26 protein-coding genes and 3 pseudogenes are annotated in these 25,064 nt (G+C 55.1%); 15 read left to right on the forward strand and 14 right to left on the reverse strand.

Annotation, left to right across the window (positions count from 1 at the left end):
- Positions 1-137 precede the first annotated feature (137 nt).
- The 4 genes from M5G20_RS22015 to M5G20_RS22030 all read right to left on the reverse strand — a co-directional run bounded on the left by M5G20_RS22015 (position 138) and on the right by M5G20_RS22030 (position 3,517).
- Positions 138-329, reverse strand: coding sequence for a PLDc N-terminal domain-containing protein (locus tag M5G20_RS22015; protein WP_047531608.1), 192 nt, complete (start codon positions 327-329; stop codon positions 138-140).
- A gap of 82 nt (positions 330-411) precedes the next feature.
- Positions 412-942, reverse strand: a complete 531-nt coding sequence (locus tag M5G20_RS22020) for a hypothetical protein (RefSeq protein ID WP_273920868.1) — start codon at positions 940-942, stop codon at positions 412-414.
- Positions 943-1,064: 122 nt separating this feature from the next.
- Positions 1,065-1,583, reverse strand: coding sequence for an ankyrin repeat domain-containing protein (locus tag M5G20_RS22025; protein ID WP_150735339.1), 519 nt, complete (start codon positions 1,581-1,583; stop codon positions 1,065-1,067).
- 95 nt (positions 1,584-1,678) lie between these two features.
- A complete protein-coding gene (locus M5G20_RS22030; RefSeq protein ID WP_273920869.1) occupies positions 1,679-3,517 on the reverse strand; it encodes a long-chain-acyl-CoA synthetase in 1,839 nt (612 codons plus the stop codon).
- A gap of 344 nt (positions 3,518-3,861) precedes the next feature.
- Between M5G20_RS22030 and M5G20_RS22035 the strand changes: the two genes are divergently transcribed.
- The gene (locus M5G20_RS22035; protein ID WP_075948703.1) at positions 3,862-4,140 is read left to right on the forward strand and encodes a DUF3509 domain-containing protein; all 279 of its coding nucleotides are present in this window, start codon (positions 3,862-3,864) and stop codon (positions 4,138-4,140) included.
- Between the two features lie 152 nt (positions 4,141-4,292).
- Here M5G20_RS22035 and M5G20_RS22040 read toward each other — a convergent pair whose 3' ends face one another.
- The 3 genes from M5G20_RS22040 to aroC all read right to left on the reverse strand — a co-directional run bounded on the left by M5G20_RS22040 (position 4,293) and on the right by aroC (position 7,212).
- The gene (locus M5G20_RS22040; RefSeq protein WP_273920870.1) at positions 4,293-4,838 is read right to left on the reverse strand and encodes a 1,2-dihydroxy-3-keto-5-methylthiopentene dioxygenase; all 546 of its coding nucleotides are present in this window, start codon (positions 4,836-4,838) and stop codon (positions 4,293-4,295) included.
- A gap of 102 nt (positions 4,839-4,940) precedes the next feature.
- A complete protein-coding gene (locus tag M5G20_RS22045; protein WP_273920871.1) occupies positions 4,941-6,092 on the reverse strand; it encodes an MFS transporter in 1,152 nt (383 codons plus the stop codon).
- A gap of 28 nt (positions 6,093-6,120) precedes the next feature.
- Positions 6,121-7,212: a chorismate synthase gene (gene aroC / locus M5G20_RS22050; RefSeq protein ID WP_273920872.1), complete on the reverse strand. Its 1,092-nt coding sequence runs from the start codon at positions 7,210-7,212 to the stop codon at positions 6,121-6,123.
- 129 nt (positions 7,213-7,341) lie between these two features.
- Here aroC and M5G20_RS22055 point away from each other — a divergent pair, with 129 nt between their 5' ends.
- Both M5G20_RS22055 and M5G20_RS22060 read left to right on the forward strand, forming a co-directional pair.
- A complete protein-coding gene (locus M5G20_RS22055) occupies positions 7,342-8,295 on the forward strand; it encodes an alpha/beta hydrolase (RefSeq protein ID WP_273920873.1) in 954 nt (317 codons plus the stop codon).
- 98 nt (positions 8,296-8,393) lie between these two features.
- Positions 8,394-9,185 carry a hypothetical protein gene (locus M5G20_RS22060; RefSeq protein ID WP_273920874.1) on the forward strand — a complete coding sequence of 264 codons (792 nt, stop codon included), beginning with the start codon at positions 8,394-8,396 and terminating at the stop codon, positions 9,183-9,185.
- A 60-nt stretch (positions 9,186-9,245) separates the two neighbouring features.
- Here the strand turns inward: M5G20_RS22060 and prmB are convergent, their stop codons facing one another.
- The gene (prmB, locus tag M5G20_RS22065) at positions 9,246-10,154 is read right to left on the reverse strand and encodes a 50S ribosomal protein L3 N(5)-glutamine methyltransferase (RefSeq protein ID WP_273920875.1); all 909 of its coding nucleotides are present in this window, start codon (positions 10,152-10,154) and stop codon (positions 9,246-9,248) included.
- 239 nt (positions 10,155-10,393) lie between these two features.
- Here prmB and M5G20_RS22070 point away from each other — a divergent pair, with 239 nt between their 5' ends.
- The 8 genes and pseudogenes from M5G20_RS22070 (at position 10,394) to M5G20_RS22105 (ending at position 17,017) form a co-directional block, all read left to right on the forward strand.
- Positions 10,394-10,981 carry a cysteine hydrolase family protein gene (locus M5G20_RS22070; RefSeq protein ID WP_273920876.1) on the forward strand — a complete coding sequence of 196 codons (588 nt, stop codon included), beginning with the start codon at positions 10,394-10,396 and terminating at the stop codon, positions 10,979-10,981.
- A 132-nt stretch (positions 10,982-11,113) separates the two neighbouring features.
- On the forward strand, positions 11,114-11,434 hold the full coding sequence (locus tag M5G20_RS22075; protein WP_273920877.1) for a hypothetical protein: 321 nt from the start codon (positions 11,114-11,116) through the stop codon (positions 11,432-11,434).
- A gap of 76 nt (positions 11,435-11,510) precedes the next feature.
- On the forward strand, positions 11,511-12,068 hold the full coding sequence (locus M5G20_RS22080) for a Smr/MutS family protein (RefSeq protein WP_273920878.1): 558 nt from the start codon (positions 11,511-11,513) through the stop codon (positions 12,066-12,068).
- Between the two features lie 323 nt (positions 12,069-12,391).
- On the forward strand, positions 12,392-13,099 hold the full coding sequence (locus tag M5G20_RS22085; protein ID WP_273920879.1) for a hypothetical protein: 708 nt from the start codon (positions 12,392-12,394) through the stop codon (positions 13,097-13,099).
- A 547-nt stretch (positions 13,100-13,646) separates the two neighbouring features.
- Positions 13,647-13,849, forward strand: a pseudogene (locus M5G20_RS22090) (hypothetical protein).
- A gap of 60 nt (positions 13,850-13,909) precedes the next feature.
- Entirely contained in the window at positions 13,910-14,527 is a 618-nt protein-coding gene (locus M5G20_RS22095) for a hypothetical protein (RefSeq protein ID WP_273920880.1), read from the forward strand.
- 301 nt (positions 14,528-14,828) lie between these two features.
- Entirely contained in the window at positions 14,829-15,371 is a 543-nt protein-coding gene (locus M5G20_RS22100) for a hypothetical protein (protein WP_273920881.1), read from the forward strand.
- Between the two features lie 590 nt (positions 15,372-15,961).
- Positions 15,962-17,017, forward strand: a complete 1,056-nt coding sequence (locus tag M5G20_RS22105; protein WP_273920882.1) for a hypothetical protein — start codon at positions 15,962-15,964, stop codon at positions 17,015-17,017.
- Between the two features lie 421 nt (positions 17,018-17,438).
- On the opposite strand, the gene M5G20_RS22110 is transcribed toward M5G20_RS22105, so the two are convergent.
- The 5 genes and pseudogenes from M5G20_RS22110 to M5G20_RS22130 all read right to left on the reverse strand — a co-directional run.
- Positions 17,439-18,284, reverse strand: coding sequence for a hypothetical protein (locus tag M5G20_RS22110; RefSeq protein WP_273920883.1), 846 nt, complete (start codon positions 18,282-18,284; stop codon positions 17,439-17,441).
- A gap of 666 nt (positions 18,285-18,950) precedes the next feature.
- Positions 18,951-19,166: pseudogene (locus M5G20_RS22115) on the reverse strand (Y-family DNA polymerase); the annotation flags it as partial.
- Between the two features lie 576 nt (positions 19,167-19,742).
- Entirely contained in the window at positions 19,743-20,537 is a 795-nt protein-coding gene (locus M5G20_RS22120; protein ID WP_273920884.1) for a DNA adenine methylase, read from the reverse strand.
- 149 nt (positions 20,538-20,686) lie between these two features.
- Positions 20,687-21,229 (reverse strand): lysis system i-spanin subunit Rz, encoded by a 543-nt coding sequence (locus M5G20_RS22125; RefSeq protein WP_273920885.1) that lies wholly within the window; start codon positions 21,227-21,229, stop codon positions 20,687-20,689.
- Positions 21,211-21,576, reverse strand: a pseudogene (locus M5G20_RS22130) (glycoside hydrolase family 19 protein); the annotation flags it as partial. The pseudogene M5G20_RS22130 and the gene M5G20_RS22125, both read right to left, overlap by 19 nt.
- Between M5G20_RS22130 and M5G20_RS22135 the strand changes: the two are divergent.
- The 3 genes from M5G20_RS22135 to M5G20_RS22145 all read left to right on the forward strand — a co-directional run bounded on the left by M5G20_RS22135 (position 21,569) and on the right by M5G20_RS22145 (position 23,032).
- Complete coding sequence (locus M5G20_RS22135; RefSeq protein WP_443218318.1) at positions 21,569-21,988, forward strand: hypothetical protein; 420 nt, start codon at positions 21,569-21,571, stop codon at positions 21,986-21,988. The pseudogene M5G20_RS22130 and the gene M5G20_RS22135 overlap by 8 nt on opposite strands.
- A gap of 22 nt (positions 21,989-22,010) precedes the next feature.
- Complete coding sequence (gene folE, locus M5G20_RS22140) at positions 22,011-22,556, forward strand: GTP cyclohydrolase I FolE (RefSeq protein WP_010456659.1); 546 nt, start codon at positions 22,011-22,013, stop codon at positions 22,554-22,556.
- Between the two features lie 104 nt (positions 22,557-22,660).
- The gene (locus M5G20_RS22145; RefSeq protein ID WP_150735278.1) at positions 22,661-23,032 is read left to right on the forward strand and encodes a glutathione S-transferase N-terminal domain-containing protein; all 372 of its coding nucleotides are present in this window, start codon (positions 22,661-22,663) and stop codon (positions 23,030-23,032) included.
- 181 nt (positions 23,033-23,213) lie between these two features.
- On the opposite strand, the gene M5G20_RS22150 is transcribed toward M5G20_RS22145, so the two are convergent.
- The gene (locus M5G20_RS22150; protein WP_273920886.1) at positions 23,214-24,380 is read right to left on the reverse strand and encodes an aminotransferase-like domain-containing protein; all 1,167 of its coding nucleotides are present in this window, start codon (positions 24,378-24,380) and stop codon (positions 23,214-23,216) included.
- A gap of 82 nt (positions 24,381-24,462) precedes the next feature.
- On the opposite strand from M5G20_RS22150, the gene M5G20_RS22155 reads away from it, so the two are divergent.
- On the forward strand, positions 24,463-24,897 hold the full coding sequence (locus tag M5G20_RS22155) for a MarR family winged helix-turn-helix transcriptional regulator (protein WP_212626910.1): 435 nt from the start codon (positions 24,463-24,465) through the stop codon (positions 24,895-24,897).
- Positions 24,898-25,064 lie beyond the last annotated feature (167 nt).

Genomic DNA, 25,064 nt, shown 5'->3' on the forward strand with positions numbered 1-25,064 from the left:
ATCAAACCTGCAATGGGCTTACAACTATCTCGACCTGGGTAGCTGGCTAATCGTTCCACTGGATCAGTTGGCGTCCAGAATGCAGGAGCGAGCCTGCTCGCTCCTGCCGGGGAAATGCGTCGGGCTTGAGAATCCGGTCAGATTCTGACATTCCCCCGCGGCCCGGCAATCGCCCAAATGATCAGGCCCAAAACCGGCAACAACAGGATCAATAGCACCCAGAGGACTTTCATCCCGGTCTCGGCGCCACTTTTCAGTACATTGATGATGGCCCAGATATCCAGGGCAAGAATGATCAGGCCTACCAGGCTGTTAAAGGTGGAACCCATGGTGACGCTCCTGAAGAGTGGTATGCCCCCTTAGGATAGCCGGCCATGGCCAGGGTTCCCTTTTATTGACAGCTTTGTGGCCTCAGACGTGGATGGCCACTTTCAACGCTTCGAGGGATGGCGCCGCTGCGATGCCGACTTCGGCGCACAGCTCCAGCACCCGTGGCAGGTCATTGCCGTAGACCAGCACCACTTGCAACTCGTCGTCCAGCAGTTGGCTGAAGTTCATCAGCGTGTAACCGCCGTTTTCCTTGTTCAGGCTGCTCATCTGCACCTGGATGCGATTGAGCGCGGTCAGCGCTTCGGTCTTGGCCAATTGCTTGGGCTTGAGGTTGAAATCGACCCCTGGGCCAAACGAGGCGACGATCTGTGCGAACAGGTCCGCGTAGGTGTCGGCCTGGAACAGCACGGTTTCCGGCAGACTGCCGACGACGACCCACTCGCCCAACGGAATCGGGAAGGTTTCATCGTAGTTGATGTCCGGGTTGGCTGTCAGAAAACCCTCTGGATCCGCGTAGGCCTGGGCCGCTTCGTCAGCGACTTTCTGGATTTCGTCATCGCCCATGCACCCGGAGCTGATTTTGCTGATGAGTTCGACGAGTGCGGCTTTCATTGGGTAGATCCTGTAGCGAGGGAATTTTGAGGTGCGAAGGATAACCGCAAAAACCAAAAAGATCGCAGCCTTCGACAGCGCCTACAGGGTGCTGTCGAAGGTTGCGATCTTTCGCAGGCACATCAGCCCAGCAGTTTTTCCAGCTGCGCGATGGTGTCGGTTGCGCCCAATGTCTTGGCGGCATCAAGCGCGGTAATGCCATTGGCGTCCTTGGCTTTCGGGTCGGCACCTTTGCTGATCAGGTAATCGACGACTTCAACGCGGTTGAACATCGCGGCCATCATCAACGCCGTGCGGCCATCGAATGACGAGCCTTCCACCTGCGCGCCGCCTTCAACCAACGCCTTGATCACCGCCAGGTCACCCTTGAACGCGGCGCCGGCAATCGGGCTTTGGCCGTTGTCATTGCGGATTTCCGGATCGGCCTTGTGTTCGAGCAAGACTTTCACGGTATCGACATGGCCGTGATACGCGGCCAGCATCAGCAAGGTGTCGCCCTTGTGGTTGCGCAGGTTCGGCGGCAGGCCTTTGCTCAGCAGCGCAGCCATCATGGCCGCATCCCCCTCGCGCGCCTTGTTGAATACCTGTTCGGCAAACTCGGCAGCTTCTTCGGGGGTCATCTGGCGGCTTTTGTCGGACATTGGGCACTCCATTGTGTCATTCGTAAAAGCCGACAGTTTCCCGAGCAGCCCCGACACTGTCACTTCTTTTTTCTGATGCGAGCCTATAGCCACATTCAATAACGATACTTGCCAGCCTGAATGTCCGCTAGCACCTGCTCGGTGACCTGCACGTAAGTGTCGGTGCCGGGCAGCCAGGCGTAAATCGGGTCATCGCCGGTTCTGCCCGGGTCGAACGCTTCGTCCTTGAGCCGGGTTTTCTGGTACTTGAAAGTCCCGGTGGTCTCCATTTTCACTTTCACCCGCAGGAACAACGGCACCGCATAGGCCGGCATGTGTTGGCGGACAAAAGCCAGCAGTTCACTGAAGTCCAGGGTTGCCAATGACTCCGCCGGCGTAATTGCGGCCATCCCGGCGCGGCCGTTGGTGTTGCGGATTTCTACGCCGTAGGCGACCGCTTCGGAAATAGGCGGGTACTGCAGGAGGATGTTCTCGACCTCGGTGGTTGAGACGTTCTCGCCCTTCCAGCGGTAGGTGTCACCCAACCGATCAACAAACTGGGCGTGCCCGAAACCGATGTTGCGCAGCAGATCTCCGGTGTTGAAGTATCGGTCGCCTTTCTCGAACACATCGTGAAGGACGACTTTCTCGGTTTTCTGCGGATCGGTGTAGCCGTCCAGCGGTGCCTTGTCGTCGATTTTGGCCAGCAACAGGCCCTGCTCGCCCTTGCCGACCTTGCGCATGAAGCCGTTGGAGCCACGGGTCGGCGCACCACTGTCGTGGTCATACGCCGCCAATTCCCACGACATCAGGGAAAAACCGACGGTGTTGTCGAAGTTCAGAATGTTGGTGAAACCGATATTGCCGTCACTGGCGGCATACAGTTCGCAGATGTGATCCACGGCGAAGCGTGTCTTGAACTCGGTCCATGCGCCGGGGCGCAGACCGTTGCCGATCATTTTCCTGACCCCGTGTTTACCGTCGTCGGCACTGGGCGGTTGATCGACCAGGTAACGGCACAACTCGCCCACGTAACCGATGGTCGTCGCCCGGTACTTGTGCACGTCGCTCCAGAACTGGCTGGCGCTGAATTTGCGGCGGATGGCGAAACCCGAAGCGCCGCTGACGGCCGAGCCCCAGCACACGCATAAACCGGTGGCGTGATACAGCGGCAAGGTGCAATAGACGACATCCTCGGGACGCATATCCAGCGCGATCATCCCGAAGCTGGCGGAACTGCGCATCCAGCGCCCATGCTTGAACACCCCGGCCTTGGGCAACCCCGTGGTGCCGGAGGTGTAGATATAGAAACAAGGGTCGTCGAAAAAAATCTGCTGGCTGCTGGCGGGGTTTTGACTGTTGGCGTCGATGCTGGCGGCCATCAGATTGATGAACCCCGACGGGGCGATTCCCGGATGACTCCAAGTGTCTTGATCGGCGACAAACCAGGTGCGCGCCGAATCGATCGACACCTGCTCGCGCACTGTCAGGAACGCGGGGACCAACTCTCCACCAACGACGATGGCGGCCGGTTTCACCAGGTTTATGCTGTGCACGAGGGTGTCACGGGTTTGCGAGGTATTGAGCAATGCCGTGATCGCGCCAACCTTGGCCACTGCCAGGATCGTCACCAGCAATTCCGGGCGATTCTCGATGAACACCGCCACCACGTCGCCCTTGACGATGCCTTGCTCGATCAGGTGGTGGGCAATGCGATTGGCCCATTGATTGACCTGTGCATAAGTCAGCGCAACGTCGCCATGCAGCAATGCCGGGCCATCAGGGTTGCGCAAGGTGGCTTGCTCGAAACTCCACCCCAGGCCACACGGTTGGGTCGGGTCCTTGACGTTGGCCACCTTCATCCCCTTCACCACGCGCGGAATGGCTTTGGCTATGGAGGGCAGTTTGCGGAGCATCATGCCCCAGGTAATCGTGTCGCTTGGCGTGCGGCTCATGTCTGCTCCCGTTCGATCTTTTTATTGTCGGGCGGCGTTGATTGAGCCCGAAAATACGTCAACGGTTCTTGAGCTGTACACGCGGTTTTTGAAATGTTTTGTATCCGCACCCGTACCGGGCGAATGCGGGAGCACCTGCCTGGGCAATGGTTCCATCCGATTGCCGAGGAACCTGCAAAATGCAGGATGCACGATGGCCCTTCATGCAAATTGCACGGAAGTGAAAAAACAGAAAATATCTAACTATATGTTTTTAAAGGAATTTATAAAGCGGCGGATACTGGCACAATCACTGCAACTCTCTGTACATGCTTGCCATTCAAGAGCTAACGGAGCTGATAGACATGAGCCTGATCCAAGAAAAATTTTCGTCTTTGTTCTCCAACTTCGAAGTCGCCACCCAGCCTCGCCCTGACGGTGGAATTCTGCTGACCCTGCGCGGGGGTGAAGGCAGAGAGTTCAAACGCTCGATTTCCTACCAGCAATTGCACAATGGCGATCAACTGTCGTGGGTCATCAGCGCCATTCGCCGTGACCTTGCCGAACAAGCCAGTGAGCTGCCGCAAATTTCCATGTTGCAGAGCCAGCAACGGTTTGCGCTGCCGACTTATCATTCGCTGTAAATATCAAACACTGTGGGAGCGAGTTTGCTCGCGATAGCGGTCTGTCAGACACATTGATGTGGTCTGATCCGATGCAATCGCGAGCAAGCTCGCTCCCACAGGTTTATACGGTGCCTGGAAGGTAGCGGGATTCACCCACGCTTTGAATCGTCTCAATCCTCAAGACGCGGAAACTGCCCGGCAATCTTGTCGCCGGTGAAGTTGGCCACACGGCCTTGCGGGTTGTTGAACAGGTGGATCGTGATGAAATGCGGGCGTTCGCCCATGTCGAACCATTGCTTGGTACCGGCCGGCACCGAAATCAGATCGTTTTTCTCGCAGAGCACGGCGTAGATGTAATCGTCGATGTGCAGAGTAAACAGGCCACGGCCGGCGACGAAAAATCGTACGTCGTCTTCCTCAAGGCGATGTTCTTCGAGTAACTGCACGCGCAGCTCTTCCACTTGCGGGTGATCGCTGTTGACGCTGAGCACATCGACGTTGATGTAGCCGCGCTCGGTCATCAGCTTGTCGATGGGTTGCTGGTAGGCGCCGATCAGCTCTTCCTGGCTCGCACCGGGCTGGATTTTCGCAGCGGCTTGCCAGCGGTCGAAATGCACGCCGTGCGCGGCCAGGGTTGACTGAATGTCTTCGAGATGGGTCAGCACCTTGTTGGGAATCTCGGGGCTGGAGACGTGATAGACGGACAGGCTGCTCATCAGGGCAACTCCTTAACGGTTATGAGCGAGCGTGTCTTCAACTCGCACTCGAACAAAAATTCAAAAGCCTCGTTTGCCGGGCAAGCTGTTCACAAGGACGGCTCAAGGCCTGTCCTCTTGCATCCGTGTGGCAATGATAACGGCTGCCGCGACGGCGGCGAGGCTGGCAATACTAAAGGTCCATGCCGCGCCGAGGGCATTCCAGCTGTAGCCGGAATACAACGCGCCCATGGCGCCGCCCGTACCGGCGAGCGCGGCATATAACGCTTGGCCCTGCCCTTGCTGGCGCGCACCGAAACTGCGTTGCACGAAGGCAATGGCGGCGGCGTGAAAGCTGCCGAACGTCGCCGCGTGCAAGACCTGGGCAAACAGCAGCACCCAGAGAAACTCGGCCAGCGAGCCGAGCAGCAACCAACGCAGCGCCGCCAGCAGAAAACTCGCCAGCAATACCCGGCGCAGCGAGAAACGCGCAAGAATTCTGCTCATGGCCATGAACATCAACACTTCTGCCACCACACCAACGGCCCACAGCATGCCGATCACGCCGCGGCTGTAGCCCAGACGCTCAAGGTGAAGGGTCAAAAAGGTGTAATACGGCCCGTGACTCATCTGCATCAACGCTACGCTGCCGTAAAAGGCCAGCACGCCGGGGCTGCGCAGTTGCTTGAGAAACCCTTCCCCCGCCACCCGATTGCCTGGTGCCGGCTGGGCGTTAGGCACCCACAGGCTGCTCAGGACGATGCCGGCCATGATCAACACCAGCGCCGCCGGGTAGATGTCCAGGCTCAGCCATTCGAACAGACGCCCCAGCGCAACCACCGTAATGATGAACCCGATGGAGCCCCACAGGCGAATCTGGCTATAGCGCGAAGTCTGCCCCTGCAGATGCGCCAGGGTGATGACTTCAAACTGCGGCAGCACCGCGTGCCAGAAGAATGCGTGCAGCGCCATGACCATCGCCAGCCAGGCGTAGGTCTTGCTGACGAAGATCAGTGAGAAGGTGAGCAATGTGCACACCGCGCCGAAACGCACGATGGCCAGCCGCCGACCGGTGTAGTCACCCAGCCAGCCCCAGATGTTCGGCGCTACGCAGCGCATCAGCATCGGGATCGCCACCAGTTCGCCGATGCGCGCAGCGGAAAACCCCAGGTGATCGAAGTACAGCGCCAGAAACGGCGCTGTCGAACCGAGCAAGGCGAAATAGAACAGATAGAAACTGGAGAGCCGCCAGTACGGGAGCGCCGCCGCAACCATCAGATTGCAGCGGCCGTGAGGTCAACCATTAAAGCTGACCCAGCACCGGCGTGCTCACGCGCACGTCGGCGTTCTGCCCGCGGTGACGCAGCAGATGGTCCATCAGCACAATGGCCATCATCGCTTCGGCGATTGGTGTGGCGCGGATGCCGACGCACGGGTCGTGCCGGCCCTTGGTGATCACGTCCACCGGGTTGCCATGAATGTCGATGGATCGGCCCGGCGTGGTGATGCTGGATGTCGGCTTCAATGCCAGATGCGCAACGATCGGCTGACCGGACGAAATACCGCCGAGAATGCCGCCCGCATTGTTGCTGAGGAAGCCTTGCGGGGTCATTTCGTCGCGATGCTCGGTGCCACGCTGGGCGACGCTGGCGAAACCGGCGCCGATTTCCACGCCTTTGACCGCGTTGATGCTCATCAGCGCATGGGCCAGTTCAGCGTCGAGGCGGTCGAAGATCGGCTCGCCGAGGCCCGGCATCACGCCTTCGGCGACCACGGTGATCTTCGCGCCGACCGAATCCTGGTCGCGGCGCAGCTGATCCATATACGCTTCCAGCTCCGGCACTTTGTCCGGGTCGGCGCTGAAGAAGGCGTTTTCTTCGACCGAATCCCAGGTCTTGAACGGGATTTCAATCGGGCCGAGCTGGCTCATGTAGCCACGAATGACGATGCCTTGGGACGCCAGGTATTTCTTGGCAATCGCTCCGGCCGCCACGCGCATCGCAGTTTCCCGCGCCGAGCTGCGACCGCCGCCGCGATAATCGCGCTCGCCGTATTTGTGGTGGTAGGTGTAGTCGGCGTGGGCCGGGCGGAACAGGTCCTTGATCGCCGAGTAGTCCTTGGACTTCTGGTCGGTGTTGCGGATCAACAGGCCGATGGCGCAACCGGTGGTGCGGCCTTCGAACACGCCGGAGAGGATTTCGACTTCGTCGGCTTCCTGGCGCTGGGTGGTGTGGCGGCTGGTGCCGGGCTTGCGGCGGTCCAGGTCGCGCTGCAGATCTTCAAGGGAGATCTCCAGGCCCGGCGGGCAGCCATCGACAATGGCGACCAACGCCGGACCATGGCTTTCGCCCGCGGTGGTGACAGTGAACAGCTTGCCGTAGGTATTGCCGGACATGCAGGACGCTCCGTGAAATCGAACCCAAATACGTAATGCGCGCCAGTATACGCAGGCTACCCAAGTAGTTCATCCTCGAACCTTATGGGTGTCTGCTAGTCCAACCGGCATCTTGTTGATGATGGCGTGATGATGCTGCGAGTTTTGCTCTTGACCCTTACCTTGTTTACAGGCTTCGTCCAGGCCAGCGTCCTGCAACGGCCGATCTCGTTGGACACCGGCACCGGAGAGCTTTTCGGCTCGCTGTTGCTGCCAAAATCCGACACGCCGGTACCGGTTGTCCTGATCATTTCCGGCTCCGGTCCTACGGATCGTGACGGAAACAACCCCGATGGCGGGCGCAACGACAGCCTTAAACGGTTGGCGTGGGTGCTGGCCAAACACAACATCGCCAGCGTGCGTTACGACAAACGCGGCGTGGCGGCGAGCCTGGCAGCCACGCCGGATGAGCGCAATCTGACGCTGGATGCCTATGTTTCCGACGCCGAAGCCTGGGGCCGCAAGCTCAAGTCCGATCCGCGTTTCGGCAAACTGATTCTGCTCGGTCATAGCGAAGGCGCATTGATTGCCAGCCTCGCCGCGCCGAGCATCGATGCGACGGCGGTGATTTCCATGTCCGGCAGCGCCCGGCCGGTTGATCAGGTCATTCGCCAACAATTGAGCAATCGCCTGCCGCCAGCGCTGATGCTGCGCAGCAATGAACTGCTCGACAGCCTCAAGGCCGGCAAGACCGACGACAACGTGCCGCCGCAACTCCAGGTGATTTTCCGTCCAAGTGTGCAACCCTACCTGATTTCCCTGTTCCGCCAGGACCCGGCCGCTGCGTTCGCGAAACTAAAAATGCCGGCGTTGATCATTCAGGGCAGTAATGACATTCAGGTCGGCGTCAACGACGCCCGTCTGCTCAAGGCCGCCAAACCGGACGCCGAACTGGCGCTGATCGAAGGCATGAACCACGTCCTGCGCATCGTGCCCAACGACGTCAAACGGCAATTGGCTTCCTATAAGGATCCGAATTTGCCACTGGCGGCCGAGTTGGGCGCGAAAATCCTCGAGTTTATTGACGGACTTCGCTCCAGTTGAGCGATGTTGCACTCCAGTCCTGAAAAAAACGGCCGATAAGCCTTTGTCGCCAGCGCAATGACTGGTGACACGTTGAGCTTGGACAGGATCGCGCCGTTATGACTGATACCCAGACTTCACCCGACGACACCGCTGAAAAAGACGCACCGCCAGCGGTTGAGCTGCCATGGGCGGACGTCAACGTCGAGCACCATAAAATGCTCCGTCTGGCGCCATTGCAGACCGATCGCAGTACGGGTGGCCGTCCCCTGCGCTTTGTCGAATTCGGCTATGCCGAACGCAATGACAAGCAGCGCAGCCTGATGCGCATGAGCATCACCCTGCCCGGCCAGCGTGTGCGCAAGGAACAGAATCATCTGGACGTGTGGGTCGATCACACCGAAAAAAGCGTGCATTTCGGCCCGGACAGCGGCTTGCAGATCGAGCCGATGAACCGCGGCATCGGCCGCTTCATGGCCGCCCAAGGCATCGCTTGGGCGAAAAAACGCTGGCCCGGCTACACCGTCGATGGCGTTGACCTGAACAATAAGGACGCGCTGAACGAAGACACGCGCCTGCGCCGCGATCATTTTTTACGGGTGCACGGGTTTGATGTGGTCTACGCCGACGCCCAGCATTTGAAGGGTAGCGTCAAAGAAGTGCGGGTCGGCGACCTGTTGAGTGACTGGAACACGGAAAAACTGCAGATCGTGGAAATTCTTGAAGCGGCGCAGATGCTCCAGCAGGCCGAACAGAACCTGGCCGAGCAGGAAGTGAAGCTCAAGAAACACGAAGAGAAAGTCAGCAAGTACAAGCGTGAAGACGCCGGGCTGCGGTTCACCATCACGTGTCTGGTGGCGTTTGCGGTGTTTCAGGCGGGGCTGTTGATCTGGATTGCTACGCACCGCTGATAGGCCGGTAGTGACCCATCTGTGGTGAGGGAGCTTGCTCCCTCGCCACACTATTTGAGGTCAGACGCGGGAAGCGAATAGAGCCTGATGGTCGCGGCACTGCTCGGCCGTCAGCATGAACACGCCATGCCCGCCACGCTCGAACTCCAGCCAGGCGAAGTCCACTTCCGGGTACAACGCCTCGACGTGAACCTGGCTGTTGCCCACTTCGACAATCAGCAAGCCCTTCTCGGTCAGATGGTCCGCCGCTTCGGCGAGCATGCGTCGCACCAGGTTCAAACCATCGTCACCGCAGGCCAGGCCCAGTTCCGGTTCGTGCTGGTATTCATCCGGCATGTCGGCGAAGTCTTCGGCATCGACATACGGCGGGTTCGACACGATCAGGTCGAAACGCTGGCCCGGCAAACCATCAAATCCATCGCCCTGCACGGCGTAGACCCGCTCATCAACGCCGTGACGCTCGATGTTCTGGTTGGCCACTTCCAGCGCCTCGAACGACAGATCCGCGAGCACGACCTCGGCGTTCTGGAACTCGTAGGCGCAGGCGATACCGATGCAACCGGAACCGGTGCACAGGTCGAGAATCCTTGCAGGCTCGGTGCCCAGCCATGGCGTGAAACGGTTTTCGATCAGCTCGCCAATCGGTGAACGCGGGATTAACACACGCTCGTCGACAATGAACGACATGCCACAGAACCAGGCCTCGCCCAGCAGGTAAGCGGTCGGCACGCGTTCTTCGATGCGGCGTTTGAGCAACCGCTGCACGTGGACCAGTTCGTCTTCTTCCAGGTTGCAATCGAGGTAGCTGTCGGCGATTTCCCACGGCAAGTGCAACGCACCCAACACCAGTTGGCGGGCTTCGTCCCAGGCATTGTCGGTCCCATGGCCGAAAAACAGATCCTCCCCATGGAAGTGGCTGACGGCCCAACGGATATGGTCACGCAGGGTACGAAGGCGGGAAGTGATCACGACGGCAAACTCCAGAAAAATCGACTGGCGATTCTACCAGCCAAACGACGCCACGACGACGCGGGAAAAACGCCGGAGCAAATGTAGGACTAATCTCTTTTATCAGCTGGGTATTGAACAAAACGGGGCACTTGACAACGCTGCACGCCAGTAACGACGGTGCCTACAATAGTAGCGATTCACAGAAGCGCTCAGCCAGAGGACAATGTCGCAAAAGCCCCACTCAAAGGAGCCCCAGAATGTCCGTTCCACAAACGATGTTTCAACTCAGCGGCCGCGGTTATGCAGCAGCCAGACTGAGTCAAGCGACCCTGATCATCATCGATGCCCAGAAAGAATACCTCAGCGGTCCCCTGGCCCTGAGCGGCATGGATGCGGCTGTCGCGAACATCAAGAAACTGGTGACTGCTGCCCGTGCGGCGGGCAGGCCGGTCATACATGTCCGCCACCTCGGCACCGTCGGTGGGTTGTTCGACCCACAAGGCGAGCGCGGAGAATTCATCCCGGGCCTCGAGCCGCAAGGCGACGAAGCTGTGATTGGCAAACTGCTGCCGAGCGCCTTTCACGGTACAGACCTGAAAAACCGCCTGGAAGGGCTGGGCCTGGACCTGGTGGTGTGCGGCTTCATGAGTCACTCCAGTGTCAGCACCACGGTGCGTGCCGCGAAAAACCTGGGGTTCCGTTGCACGCTGGTGGAAGACGCCTGTGCTACCCGCGATCTGCCCTACAAAGACGGTGTCCTGAGCGCCGAGCATGTTCAGCAGACCGAAATGGCGATCATGGCAGACAACTTTGCCGCCATCGCCCAGACCAGCGATCTGGTCTGATCAATACGTCCATGAGCGGTCTGCACCGCCGCTCATCCGCAAAAGTCTCTCATTAGCCGTAATTGTCTTAGCCTCAGGAACATCCCGGTCAACTCCCGGTCGAAGGGCCGATACCCATTGAGGAAGGTCGGAATGAAGTTATCCGATGGTTTTGACGCTCGCCGCTTGCGGCCCAAAGGCCAAAGCAACTGGCGTTTTCGAATCGGCGCAGCATTCGCTGCGCTGCTGGCAATGAGCGGTGTACTGCTCGCCATGGCCGGCGTCGCCAGTCTGCTCGGCCACGCCCCGGCCCTGGGTGAGATGAATACCAACCGGGTCGGTGCGGCCGTGATTCTGGTGATTGGCCTGCTCGTGCTGTACCTCGGCGTGTGGATGTGGCGCCGCTGCCGGCGCCGTTCGCGACAGTCGCGGGCGCTGAACATGTCTCCGCATCTGATGAAAAAACACGACTGAGCCCAATGCTGCGCACTTTGTCGCGCGCCCATTCGCTTCGAGTTGGGTAAACTGGCCGCCCTTCGCGGAGGCTGACATGCAAGACGACGATTTTTCCCTGTTCAAAAGCGCGATCCAAGGCGTCAAGCCGATCAAGCACGATCGCGCCGAAACCGGCAAACCCAAAGCTGACCGCGCACAGATCGCCAAGCTGCGCCAGGCCGCCACCGTGCGTACCGATGCCACCACCGTCGACGGGCTGTCTGATCAGTTCGTGATCGACGTCGGCCCGGAAGACGAACTGATGTGGGCGCGTGACGGCGTGCAGGAAAGCCAGATGCGCAAGCTCAAGGTTGGCCAGATTCCGTTCGAAGGCAGCCTCGACCTGCACGGCATGAATGTGGAAAAGGCCCGGGAAACCCTCTGGGCTTTCCTCGCTGAAGCGACCAGATTCGAAATCCGCTGCGTGCGCGTCACCCACGGCAAGGCCGTGCGCCTGGACGGCAAGCGGCCGATGATCAAAAGCCACGTCAACACCTGGCTGCGCCAGCATCCGCAGGTGCTTGGCTTCACTTCGTGCCAGGCGAAACACGGCGGTGCCGGAGCCGTTTATGTGATGCTCAAACGCACCATGATGGAAGGTCGCGACGAATAAAAGCTGATGCATCACGCTTGCAGCGCCGTGTCCACCACCGTACCCTTGCCCTTTGCGTAAAATCCCACAGGTAGTTTCATGTCCCTGGAACAGAATTACACCGCTATGTAGGGTGGGTTCTGCTTGGTGCTAAGAGGTAATGAAATCAAGGATTTCGCGCTCAGAGCTACCTGATTTTTCTCACTAAAACGCAAGGATTGGTACGGAAATTGGTACGAAGTTTTTTACATCGAGCCTCCGCTTCAATCGTCATGACGTGGGGCTTTTTCTGCAGCAAGCGTATTAGCATCCTACACTCGCGATAATAAAAAGTCTGAGCGCATATGAAAAACACAATACCGCTTGCGTTAACTTTGCTCTGGGTTTTAGCTAGTGCGGTTTTTTTTAGATTCAATTTTCAGTCAAGCAGCCCAATGTCACCGAACGAAGTTGGTGATTTTCTCGCAGGTTTTTTTTCACCTGTCGCTTTAATGTGGCTGGTTTTTGGGTATTACCAACAGGGCGAGGAGCTAAGACTCAATACCGAGGCCATAAAACTTCAAGTTAAAGAGCTTAATCTTTCAGTAGAGCAGCAGAAGGAGCTTGTGAAAGTAACTCAAGCAGATTTAAATTTAAGCACAAGAGCTCATGATCATCAATACGTTCCGCGCGAAGCTCTTTGCGGCTCTATGATTTCTATGGGAATAAGTGAAGATCGCTTGAAGGACGAATATCAGTACGTTTTTTGCAATACCGGAAACGTGCAATTTGCTATCAAGGAAGCCGTATTATCCTTCGAAACTTATGGCAAGATTGGAGAGACCGATACGTTACCAGCGATTATAAAACCCGGAGAGATAATTCTTGTCTTGGTTTCGTTTGCGACAGAGCGATATGAATCACGACGCGAAGGACTCGAAAAAGATGATGTTACAGGCTTGGAATTCGAGATCTTTTCTGCTGAAGGCACAGCTTACACCTTGCCACACAGCCATACTGATGAAGACAATATTTGGAATAAGTTTGAACTTGGTCGCGACTGCGCAGCGTAATTAAACCACACATTTTCAATTGCAAAATCACAATAAATTCGAATGCAAACTCCACAGCTTAATACGGCGAAAATACCAGAGAAACGTAACAGTAAACTGCAAATCTGGAGTATGACCTAGGAGAACTTGGCATAGATAGTAGTTCACTACCTATTATGCTCGACGTAGCTCGTCCGCCCCACGGTGTTTTTTCAGCGATAAGCTGCTAATTACTAGGACGCGTCGACCTTGGCCTCTTGTGACTGAGCAAACGTCAGCTATCGGACGGTGGCAACCCGTCGTGAAAGGCAACTAGGAGCTGTGGATTCAACCGGACACGCTGCCCCCAATGATGGATTGGATGTAGCAATCCACCGCAGCCCCACTCGTCTAGCCCGCCCTGCTTTATCTCTCCACCTTGTAGCAATTTTTAAGCAAGTTTTAATACATGCCTGTCACGGGCACTACGGGTTCCTTTTGGTCGTGGAGACTCGGGCAATGCTCAGGAAAAGGTTGCAGTACCCTCTCCACACAACTGCTACGCTGAACTCTTCACGGAGGATTCACGATGCCAAATTCAGACCTATTCCCTTCCCTGCTCTACAAGATCAACGAAAACCAATTGGCCCTTGAGGCCGCCATCCTGGAGCTTACGCTTTGGGTAGAGGAGCGATCGAGGTTGGTGGAAACGTACGCGGCGCGCTGCAGACGATCGACAAGAATGAAGAGTTTATTAAGATGACACTCGCGGTATTTCTTACACCTGAGTGAGCAAGACCGCATGCCGTATCTGAATACCGCCCCCCTTAGCTTAATCGTTAGGTTACTCATATGACCGATCCAGAGCTCGTAAAAATCAGTCTTGATAAAGAGCAGATAAGCAATCTAAAGGCTGAGGCAGTCCGAGGAAAACCTTATGTCGAGCGAGTTAGTATTGCTCTAGCATGCCGGCTTCTAGATTCATCAGACCCTAGATTTAACCCTTTTGCCGTTCTTGATGAAATTGACTATCTAGAAGGCATATCAAAAGTCTCAAGAACGAAGTCAGAGGCTCAATTCAAAAAACCACCACTTTTCCCTTTTTGGCATAAGCATTTTTCTTCTGCACAACATTTAATAAAAAACGTTGGCATTCGTTGGAATATGTCAGATGGCGGCAACAAAGACTTAGACAAGATGATTCGTGATGTTGTCATTCAATATGGCGAAGATCCGAATTCTTGGCCAAGCTATCTAGCTCACCGACTGATCATCGGAGGTTTCACAGACCGCGCTGAAAGAGGTCTAACAGGCGATTGGCTAATATATGCAAAATACGAAAATAGTAACTATTATTTAGACTTAGCCACTCATGAGGAAGGCCTAAGAGAAGAAGCTGACACTCTTTTCATAAAATTAAAGAATGGGAGCCAATCAGAGTTTCCATTCTTATTCTCTGTAGAAGTCTGACAATGCGTTGCCTGACTCCGCCGTTGAGTAGACTTCCTACGGCTTGCGCGCTCCGTGGGCATTTGGATAGCGATGCGAATCCCTTCTAGCGTCTTTGTAGACCGCTTAAGGCCACAAATTACGGCTCTTTCCTCCTTGCACGTGGCGTCCTACGGTCTATGGCTGCCCTGAATCTGCCCTAATTTTGCCATAAACCCACTTATCCAACACCGCCCAGTACCTGGCCAGCCTCGCTCCAGCTATCCTTCTCCTTTTAATACCAAGGTCAGTGGTTATGGGAACAATTCAGTGGCGGCCATATATGAATTTCACAGCGCAATCGACAGCGCTGCAAGCGTTCTATCTCATGATCGGTCGATTTAAAAAAGGCGACTTATCTGAAGGGGAATATCCGACAGTTATAGTCTTCATGGCTTTCTCACTGGAGGCCTATCTGAATACGTTGGGTCCTAGGAATATCGCCTTTTGGGATGACATCGAACGGCTTTCATGGCGTACCAAGCTAGAAATCTTACACAAAGTCGCAGGAGCACAGCCAAACTGGGGTCAAGGCCCGCTACAGTTTGCTGGAAAAATTTTTAAATTTCGCGATGGATTAGCTCATGGAAAACCAGAACGGGTCTGCGGGGAATGGGTGCAAGGAAAACCCGATGGATCCCACAGTGAGAAGAATCGGACATTGAAGCCTAGCTACATGGAGGGAATAACTTCTCAGTGGCTTCTGGATTCAGCTGATCAATTTCGAATTCTGATGACCTATCTCGGCGGGCTATTCGATTATCACGAGTCTGATCACCTATGCACCGCTGAAGGTGGTTATGACTTCGATGATGGTGTGGACTAGCCTCCACGTCATCCTTACCGGCATACTTTCTTCACGCATCGTATCCAGCTATAAACATACGCCGATTGTGTCGGAGTACTAGCGCAAAAAAGTACTATAGCCCCCCCAAAAAAGGTTATACGGTTGTTTTGACATCTCGGATTTTTTGATCACTTGGCATCAAATGGCATGGAATGGCGTACGGGCTTCCCCATTTTTGCCCCATTTCACGTCTATGGGCAGGCCACCCGAGTATGGATTCGACCTACCAATCTCAACAAGCCCGTAAATAATGGCTATCCTCAACACTTACATTTTTCGTTACCTATCCTGTACCAGAAAATTTATTTTCTCGATCATTCAAACCTTTAAACGGGACTTGAGAAGCCGTGCCCTTTGCCTAACGTACCAGGGCGAATTTCAAAATAACAACTTGCATCTGAACCGCGCACGACTGTGCAACACACTCAAGTAGCCCCAATTATTTAAATAACGCAAAACCAAATCCGAATTACCTTTATAGCAAAAAAATCTAACTTTCCAACACACTCCGTCTTAACTCCAACTCCATACTGATCGCATTTTAGGCAAACGATCGAATGGGAGTTGTCATGGAGAAAAGCTCGGTAATACAAATTCTTGACGCGAACAAAATTGACTATCAAAAACTCACCAACCTGACAGAGACTATAGCCTATCAAATATCCCCACAACTAATTCCAAACGATATAGTAGAGCAAATACTATTAACTCCACTAAAGGACGTAATACCAATTTCCCAGACTGTAAACATTGAAACTCAAATAATTAGATGCAAAAACTTGGTCTTCAACCCTCTTTCCACTCTAAATTGGACGCTACCTGAGACTGAAAATACCGGTGATTTTGTTGCAATTGCAGCCCAGCGCCTCGTTCTAAATTTTCCAAATAAAGCCTCCGAGATGGCTAACTTGAAGATTATAGCGGATGACTCTGCTCATCGAATTGATGGAGTTAAAGGAGCGACTGGAGCAACCGGTACGACATCCGGCCAGGATGATGGCAAAGATGGGGGAACTGGAGGAGACGGAAACCCGGGGCAAAATGGAAGAACTTATAGTTATCCGAACATTTATATTTTCTACAATGAAATCGTTTTGAATAATACCCTCCCTTCGATTGTCACGGCTTTGAGGATTGAAGGCACGGGGGTACAAGGCGGGGATGGTGGCCGTGGTGGAGACGGGGGACCAGGCGGCCAAGGATCTAGAGGTACTCCGGGGGACCGAGACTGCGTGTTTGGAATATGCTCTTGTGCCTCAGGACCAGGCAGAGGAGGGAATGGCGGTCGTGGTGGCTCAGGAGGAAGAGGCGGAGATGCCGGCAGAGGCGGGAACGGCGCTTCTTTGTTTTTCATTGGTCCAGCAAGCGAACAGAAAGATATCGATAAGATTGAAATGATTCTGACCAGCGCCCCTCCAGGAACACCAGGATTTCCAGGTTCAGCAGGCGGGGGGGGACAAGAAGGTGGAGGCGGATCTAAACCCTTTGAATGTGTGGAAGGGGGACACTCGGGTCGTCATGGAGGGCCCGCAAATCCGTCTGACCTGGGTTTTGGCGCGTCGAAGAATAAAGGAATGGATGGAGCTGTTTTCACAGCGATTCGAAATAATTCCGATCTCTTCTAGCGGAAATGTTACCAGGATTGCTGGAAACTAATAGGCTACTTGCTCACATAGACTGATCTCCCCACTGGGCGAAGGCCGTTAAGGAAGTACGGCCTTGCGCAATATGGATAGGGATTCGAACCCCTTCAAGTTTCCAGCCGGTCCGCTACAAACCGTAAAAAACGGCGTTATAGCAATCTGTCGTAGGTATGCTGCGGCCTGTGGCGGCCCTGATCTTGCCCTAAATATGCCCTAAGCCTTTCCCGCATTTGCAGCGCTGAGCCGTACCCGCTTCAGAGATTTCTGGTGGCTTTCGGAAAGCCTAATGATTGCCAATATGAGGCCGTTTTAACCAATAGCTGCCGGTAGCGACCTGTGCGCTACATTTTCTTGCCGCATACTTTCCTCAGACTTAATCGATACTTAATTTTTATCTTAGGCTTTAATTAACTTTGTTTTTTCCTTGTTTAAACAACCCTGAAATAATTACTGCCCAGATCGCACAAATAGTGGCAGCAAGGTAATTCCAGTAAGCTTCAATTGCCCCCCATACTCCTGCCCAAGATGATATACCAACATCAACGTCAAATTCATCCGAGAAAGCGATCACCGGAGTATATCCACCCGCGACAGCTTGCATCCGACTAACCGCCAAACTGATCTTGTTACTACCTAGATGACTTGGCTTTATCTCCCACTTCCACTTGGTATAGTAGCTTTCCAAATCCAGTCCTTGTGTTTCCGGCAAAAGTGCTTCGATTTGAAACCAGCCACTCTTAAGATTCACTTGCATTTGCGCTATTTCTTTATCGACTATAGTTTCGTCTTTTTTTGTTGATCTTTTATTTTTTTCGATCGCGGCTTTTTCTTTTTTCAACGTAGCTTTAGGCTTTTCACTCTCCTCCCTAAACTTAGAACGGCTATAAACCTCCGCTCTAAAAGAACGGGAACTACCCAATTCTATATATGAAGGATTGTAAGCAATTATCACCAACTCATCAGTATAATCAAAAAATAAATCCATATCACCCGCTTCGGACTCGAAGAGAAAAGTAGGAAAGTAAGAAAGCAGATCGGAGCGGGGCTCCTCAAGTTTCGAAAGTTGCGGATAACCAATACTGCCTAGGCCAGGCCACATATCAGCATTATTATCATCGTAAATATACCATTCCGCCTTAGGTGGAACGAAGTAATTTACAACCAACATAAATGTTAGAAAAATCATTAAAGCTAATGTAATTTCCTTCAGTTTTCGCCTTATAGCTCCCCGCCTGAAAAAGTACTTCATTATTAGTACCCCTTAATCCTGACGAACCTGAATGATCGCACATATTTTTTTCTCAAAGGAGCGCGTGAGGACACATTAATTAAAAAGAATATAGCCTACTGACAGAGATTTTCCATAAAATTTGCGCGCTAAAGCGACCGCAGTAAGGCCCTCACTACTCTGGCACCCACTTGTACAATAGCAACGCTATATTCGTGAATAGTAGCGATATACTGTATGTCGAATGGCGTACATTGATTATGCGCACGGCTCGACCGACTTACCCTTCACTTGAACGCCTCTTAATTGATCTCACCGCCCTGCAAGGTTGGTCGCATATGAGTACGCAGGAACAGTGCCTCGCCCCAGCGACCGCGCACCCTGCTTCCCAAGCGGATAACGAGGGTTCGATTCCCTTCACCCGTTCCACTATTTTCAAGGCCTCCAGCCTATCCCGCTTCAACAAGGTGTCTGTCAAGGTGTCTGTTTCTAGTTTTCATAGGCTGCCTACCAATTGAAACAGACACCACAGCTAAGTCAGCCTCCAAAAATCCATTCGTCCCAACGCCATACTAACGGCAAGTAGTAGCCCCCACCTGCACGCCACCTCCCAAAGCAGATCAAGCTTGGTCGTGTGACTTTGACTCATCATCTCCCGACGCATGCCCCACGGCACAGTCGCAGCACGACGCGTTTTGCGGTGTGGTTTACAAGCTTGGCCAAAGTCTTGGTCGGAGCGATACCCAAGCTGATCGGGAAATCGGTGCAATGCAGCGCCTGGCTGCGAATGTACCGGCCGAGGAGGTCCAGCCCTTGTATACCTGTGAGATCGGCAAACGCCTCATGGATGCTGTAAACCTCAACTGCCGGGACCATCGACTCAATGATGGTCATTAAACGCTCAATCTGATTGAGCAGCTAACGTATGGCTTACACTTTCCGTGTAGCAAACATTTTAAATGTTCGTCTATCTACAAATTCGGCGACCTATCAAGAACAATCATCTCCGCTCAAAACCAGAGGAAACGCCTACACACTTAATTAATCACGTAAGTACGTAACTTTCACTTTTCGTGTAAATAACACCGACCAGAAACTGCCAAAAAATCGCTCAATACGAGCCCGCCGCATACACCCATTGCCCTACTCCCTTCTTTTCATATACACCTATAGCCCTATAACAAAGTAGGTTCGCATACGGCATACACATTCAGCCCTCGAGCAACACACGAATAGTGCCCTTCATATTTTCTGCTTTACCCAAAACTAACTATTGACGAATACCGTATCAAACAACCAGCTTAAAACTAGATCTACTCTTCACCCCACGTTACCGCGCCATTAAGCGCGGCAGCTTTCTTTGCGAGAACAAAAATGAACGTGATCATTCTTCTAATGACGACAGTAGAGTTCCTTATCAAAGTCACTGAGCTATTGCAGCTCTGGGGTATTGGCTGTCCTGGCTTTACTCCATGGTAATCAGAACAATCCTCCCAAGGCGGATGGTATCCAATTCATGATCACCAACTCGCTGCTCACCTCAGCTTTCCCTTGCCGCTGATTGGTGTTGCTGTAGCGGATGTCCAGCATCTCAAAGTGAAAGCCTTCGAACACGCGGCGGATGTCGGGATGGTCATTGATGCTAACCATCACCTTGCCTTTGCAACGTCGCATGAAGTCAGCCATGCGCTCGTAGTTCTCGAACGGAAAATCCACGCCGTAACCAGCGGTCTGCCAATACGGCGCGTCCATGTAGTGGAAGGTATGGGCCCGGTCGTAGCGCTCGGCGCATTCAAGCCAGGGGAGGTTTTCGACGTAGGTGCCGGACAGGCGCTGCCAGGCGGCCGAGAGGTTTTCCTCGATCCGCAGCAGGTTGATGGCCGGGCCGGTGGTGGCAGTGCCAAATGTTTGCCCGGTAACCTTGCCGGCGAATGCATGATGCTGCAGGTAGAAGAATCGGGCGGCGCGCTGGATGTCGGTGAGGGTTTCGGGGCGGGTCATTTTCTGCCATTCGAACACCTGCCGCGAGCTGAGTGCCCATTTGAATTGGCGCACGAACTCTTCGAGGTGGTTCTGCACGACGCGGTAAAGCGTGACCAGGTCGCCGTTGATGTCGTTGAGGACTTCGACCGGCGATGGCTGGGGCTTCATGAAGTAGAGCGCGGCACCGCTGGCAAAGACTTCAACGTAGCATTCGTGTGGCGGAAAAAGCGGGATCAGGCGATCGGCCAGGCGGCGTTTGCCGCCCATCCAAGGAATGATGGGTGTGGACATAGAGAGCAAGACCTTTACTGTATATATAGACAGGTGCTAGGCTCGCCGCGCTTCGTGCACGGAGTAAGAGCCTTGGCTGGACTTGCAGGGGCAATCTGCGGGGACGGCGACCGGATTGGATGTTGACGCATCCACCCCGGCCGCTCTTTTCACTTTGGTGTTGAGACTTCTTTGGCGTAGGCCTGACAGGCCGCGAGGGCAATCAGCCCCCGGTCCCCGTCATCGGTGACGCCGATAATTCGTTGAGCATGCGCTGGGTCAAGTTCGGCTCTTGTGGGGCCATGAACCACGCGGCCGGTGGCGGTGGTGGCTGACACCGATCCGTTGCCGGCGCCGGTGGAGGCGTCGAGTAGGACTGACAGGCGCAGATCAGCAGTGGCAAGGCGGTCGCGCAAGCGACCTTGATCACGTTGGACATCGCTCAAGGCTCGGTAATGGGATTGTTCACTGGTTGCCAGGCGCTGCTCGAGCGCGAGGCGTTTGTCTCGTTCAGCACGCTGCTGCGCGGCCGAAGCAAGGGTTATCTGATTGAGCGCTTCGGTGTGCAGGCGGCCCTGTTCGGCTAGCTGGTTGCCATATCGCCAGTCCTGGACTTGCCAGGTAATGGCTGCACAACCACCGACCAAGACGACCATCAGCACGCCTTTTGCCAGCAGCCGATACGGTGCCGGGATCAGTTCGTCGATACGCATAGCACCGCCCTCGCCCGCTCCCATAGTTCGAGTCGGTCCTGCAGGCCATTGAGACCACCATTGATCCTGCGGGTGATCGTGTTGAACTCGTTTTGATCGGCCAGCGCGTTCAGCCCATTCACAGACCAGAACCACGCGGCCGATTCAGCGGCCCACTGCGGTAGCTCCAGCAGCTCAGGGGTGCGCAGCAATCGCTCGTCGCCGAACAACGCCAAGCTGCAGCGCAGATAATTGTCGTGGCCGGTGACCTGGATCAGACCGCGACCGCGATAGCGCTGGCCATCGCCATCTGCCGCCGGGGTGTTGCCCAGTTTTGCAGCCAGCGACCCGGTGTCGTACTTGCTCATGCTCAACAGTCGCGCCTTGCACGCTATCGAACAGGCCGAGCTGCTGGCGCAACAACGTGCCGCACAGAGCCGGCGCAAACGCACCGAATCAACCTACGTATTCCCACCAACGAAGAACTTCGAGTTCATTCAACAATCGAGCGTCACCGACAAACATTTCCGGGCCGCGCTGACCGCCCTGAAGATTCGCGCCCGTCGGCAATACAACTGCCGGCACACTTACGCTACCATGTGCCTCATGGCGGGTATGAACCCTGCATTTATTGCCACTCAGCTCGGTCATAGCGTTCAGATGCTGCTATCGACCTACGCCCGATGGATTAACTCCAGCACCGACTGGGGCGAACTCGGGAAGCTCGAAAACAGCCTGATTGGTACAAAATTGGTACAGACTGAAACAGTACCCCTCTGAAACCCTTATGGAATCAGCCCCTGTGACACTGGAACAGAATTACACCGCGATTCTCGGCCAATTGGGCGAGGACGTGTCCCGCGAAGGCCTGCTCGACACGCCAAAACGTGCCGCCAAAGCCATGCAGTATCTCTGCCGCGGTTATGAACAGACGCTCGAGGAAGTCACCAACGGTGCCTTGTTCAGCTCCGACAACAGCGAAATGGTGCTGGTCAAGGACATCGAGCTGTACTCGTTGTGCGAACACCACCTGCTGCCGTTCATCGGCAAGGCGCATGTTGCCTACATCCCAAGCGGCAAGGTGCTGGGCCTGTCGAAGGTCGCGCGAATCGTCGATATGTACGCTCGCCGCCTGCAGATCCAGGAAAACCTCAGCCGCCAGATCGCCGATGCGGTCCAGCAGGTCACCGGCGCCCTGGGCGTTGCGGTGGTGATCGAGGCCAAGCACATGTGCATGATGATGCGCGGTGTGGAAAAGCAGAATTCGTCGATGATCACGTCGGTGATGCTCGGTGAGTTCCGCGAGAACGCCGCGACCCGCAGCGAATTCCTCAGCCTCATCAAGTAATTGGCAACACAAAGAAAACCGGCGTTCATCGCCGGTTTTTTTTCGCCTGAAAAAAATCAGGTAAGCTGCGCGCCTTTCTTTGTTCACACCGTGAGGCTTTCAACGTGTTCGTAAAAGCGCTTCGTGTCGGCCTTGGCCAACTGATCATCTTCATCGACTTCATCACCCGCCCCAGCAAAAAGAAGCGCCCCGCCGCTGCTCAGGCTCAGGTCGAATCCGCCGCCAAGGGCCTGACCCTGTATCAATTCCACGCCTGCCCGTTCTGCGTGAAAACCCGCCGCACCCTGCGCCGCCTGAATGTGCCGGTGGCGTTGCGTGACGCGAAGAACAACGAGCAGGACCGCCAGGCTTTGCTGGAGCAAGGCGGCAAGATCAAAGTGCCGTGCCTGCGGATTGAAGAGAATGGCGAGACCACCTGGATGTACGAGTCCAAGGTGATTATTGATTATCTGGATAAGCGGTTCGCGGCAGCCTGATGTTTTTTGTGGCGTTCTGACGGACGCCATCGCCAGAAGCCGGCTCCTACAGGTTGTGCGGCGTGAACAGATCTTGTTTGCGCTGCCTATTTGTAGGAGCCGGCTTGCTGGCGATAGGCTCCGTCCAGACACTACAAAGCCCAGACCAAAATAAACCGGCCCATGAGCCGGTTTATTCGTTTCAGGCCGCTTGCGCCGCCTGAGCCTCTCGCACTACCGCTGCCAATCGCCCAAGCCCCTCATCCAGTCGCGCCGGGTCGATGTGGCTGAAGTTCAGCCGCAGATACCCATGATGCTTGTCCGGCTCAGGGAAAAACGGTTCGCCCGGCATGAATGCCACATCATTGGCCAATGCCGCGTTGAGCAAGGTTCGCGTGTCCAGCGGCTGCTTGAGCTTCAACCAGAAAAACAGCCCGCCCTGCGGCTCGGTCCAATCCGCCAGATCAGCAAAATGAGTGTGCAGCGCCACCTGGAACGCATCCCGACGCACCCGGTAAAAATCCCGCAAGTCACTGCGATGTTGCTGATACCGCTCGCTGCCGATCCATTGCAAGGCTTGCCACTGGCCGATGCGATTGGTGTGCAAGTCCGCCGACTGCTTGAGCTTGAGCAAATGCGGGAACAAATCCGGGCTGGCGATCAGGTAGCCGACACGTAAACCGGGCATCAGGGTTTTTGACACGGTACCGGTGTAGATCCAGCTGGATTTTTTCAAGCGGCTGACGATGGGCGTGGCGCTGCCGCCATCGAAAGTCAGTTCGCGGTAGGGCTCGTCTTCAATCAAGGTCACACCGAATTCATCCAGCAGTGCCGCCACGGCATCGCGCTTGGCCTCGCTGTAACGCACGGCCGATGGATTCTGGAAAGTCGGGATCAGGTAGATGAACGCCGGACGATGTGCCTCCAGGCGAGTACGCAACTGCACCACGTCCGGGCCATCGGCCTCCAGCGGCACAGTAATGCAGTTCGCGCCGAACAACTGGAAGATTTGCAGGGCCGCCAGGTAAGTCGGCGCCTCGAGAAACACCTCGGTGCCTTTGTCGATGTACAGCTTGGCGGCCAGGTCCAGCGTCTGCTGGGAACCGCTGACCACCAACACCTGGCTCGCCTCACACTGCACGCCCAACTTCCGGGCCTCCATCGCCAACGCTTCGCGCAACGCAGGCTCACCTTCGCTCATGCCGTATTGGCCAATAGACACCGGCATGTCAGCCCAATCGACCTTGGGCAGCATGGCTTCGGCCGGCAGGCCTCCGGCGAACGACATCACCTGCGGACGCTGAGCAGCAGCGAGGATTTCACGGATCAAAGAACTTTTAAGGCGCGAGACACGTTCGGAAAAAGCCATGGAGGTCACCGGTAGCGAGGCTTGAGGAAAATGAGTCAAACTTATTGACCGAAATTACGACAGCCCAAGCGGATACGTCAACATGATTGACCTTAAAAACCCGATTTCCCAGCAACAGGCCATGGAAGCGTTTTTCTTTGGTTACCAGGCGTTCACGGCCAAGGCTGATGAAATGCTTGAGCGGCGAGGCTTGAGTCGGGTCCATCAGCGCATCGTTTTTTTCATCGCCCGGTACCCGAACCTCAGCGTCAAGGAGCTGCTGGCGTTGCTCGGCGTGAGCAAGCAGGCGCTGAACATGCCGCTGCGGCAATTGGTGGAAATGCATTTGGTGAACAGCGTTGCTTCCGAAACGGACAAGCGTAAACGCTTGCTGGAGCTGACCGATGACGGGGCGCGGTTCGAGCAGTCGCTACGGCGAGAGCAGGTGAAATTGCTGGAGCGGGTGTTTGCCGAGGCTGGGGAGACGGCGGTGAATGGGTGGTTGGCGGTGAATCTGGCGCTGGGGAAAAGTCAGTAAGAACCTAGCTGTCCTCAAGTCAGTCATCGCGGGCAAGCCACGCTCCGACAGGTTCTTCGTCGTTCACAGTGTCGGAGAACGACACAGAACCTGTGGGAGCGTGGCTTGCCCGCGATAGCGCCTTAACAGGCGATATATCCCTAAAGCCAATTTTTTCGTCGACAAAA

The organism is Pseudomonas sp. TNT2022 ID1044, assembly GCF_028656895.1.
GTDB lineage: Bacteria > Pseudomonadota > Gammaproteobacteria > Pseudomonadales > Pseudomonadaceae > Aquipseudomonas > Aquipseudomonas reinekei.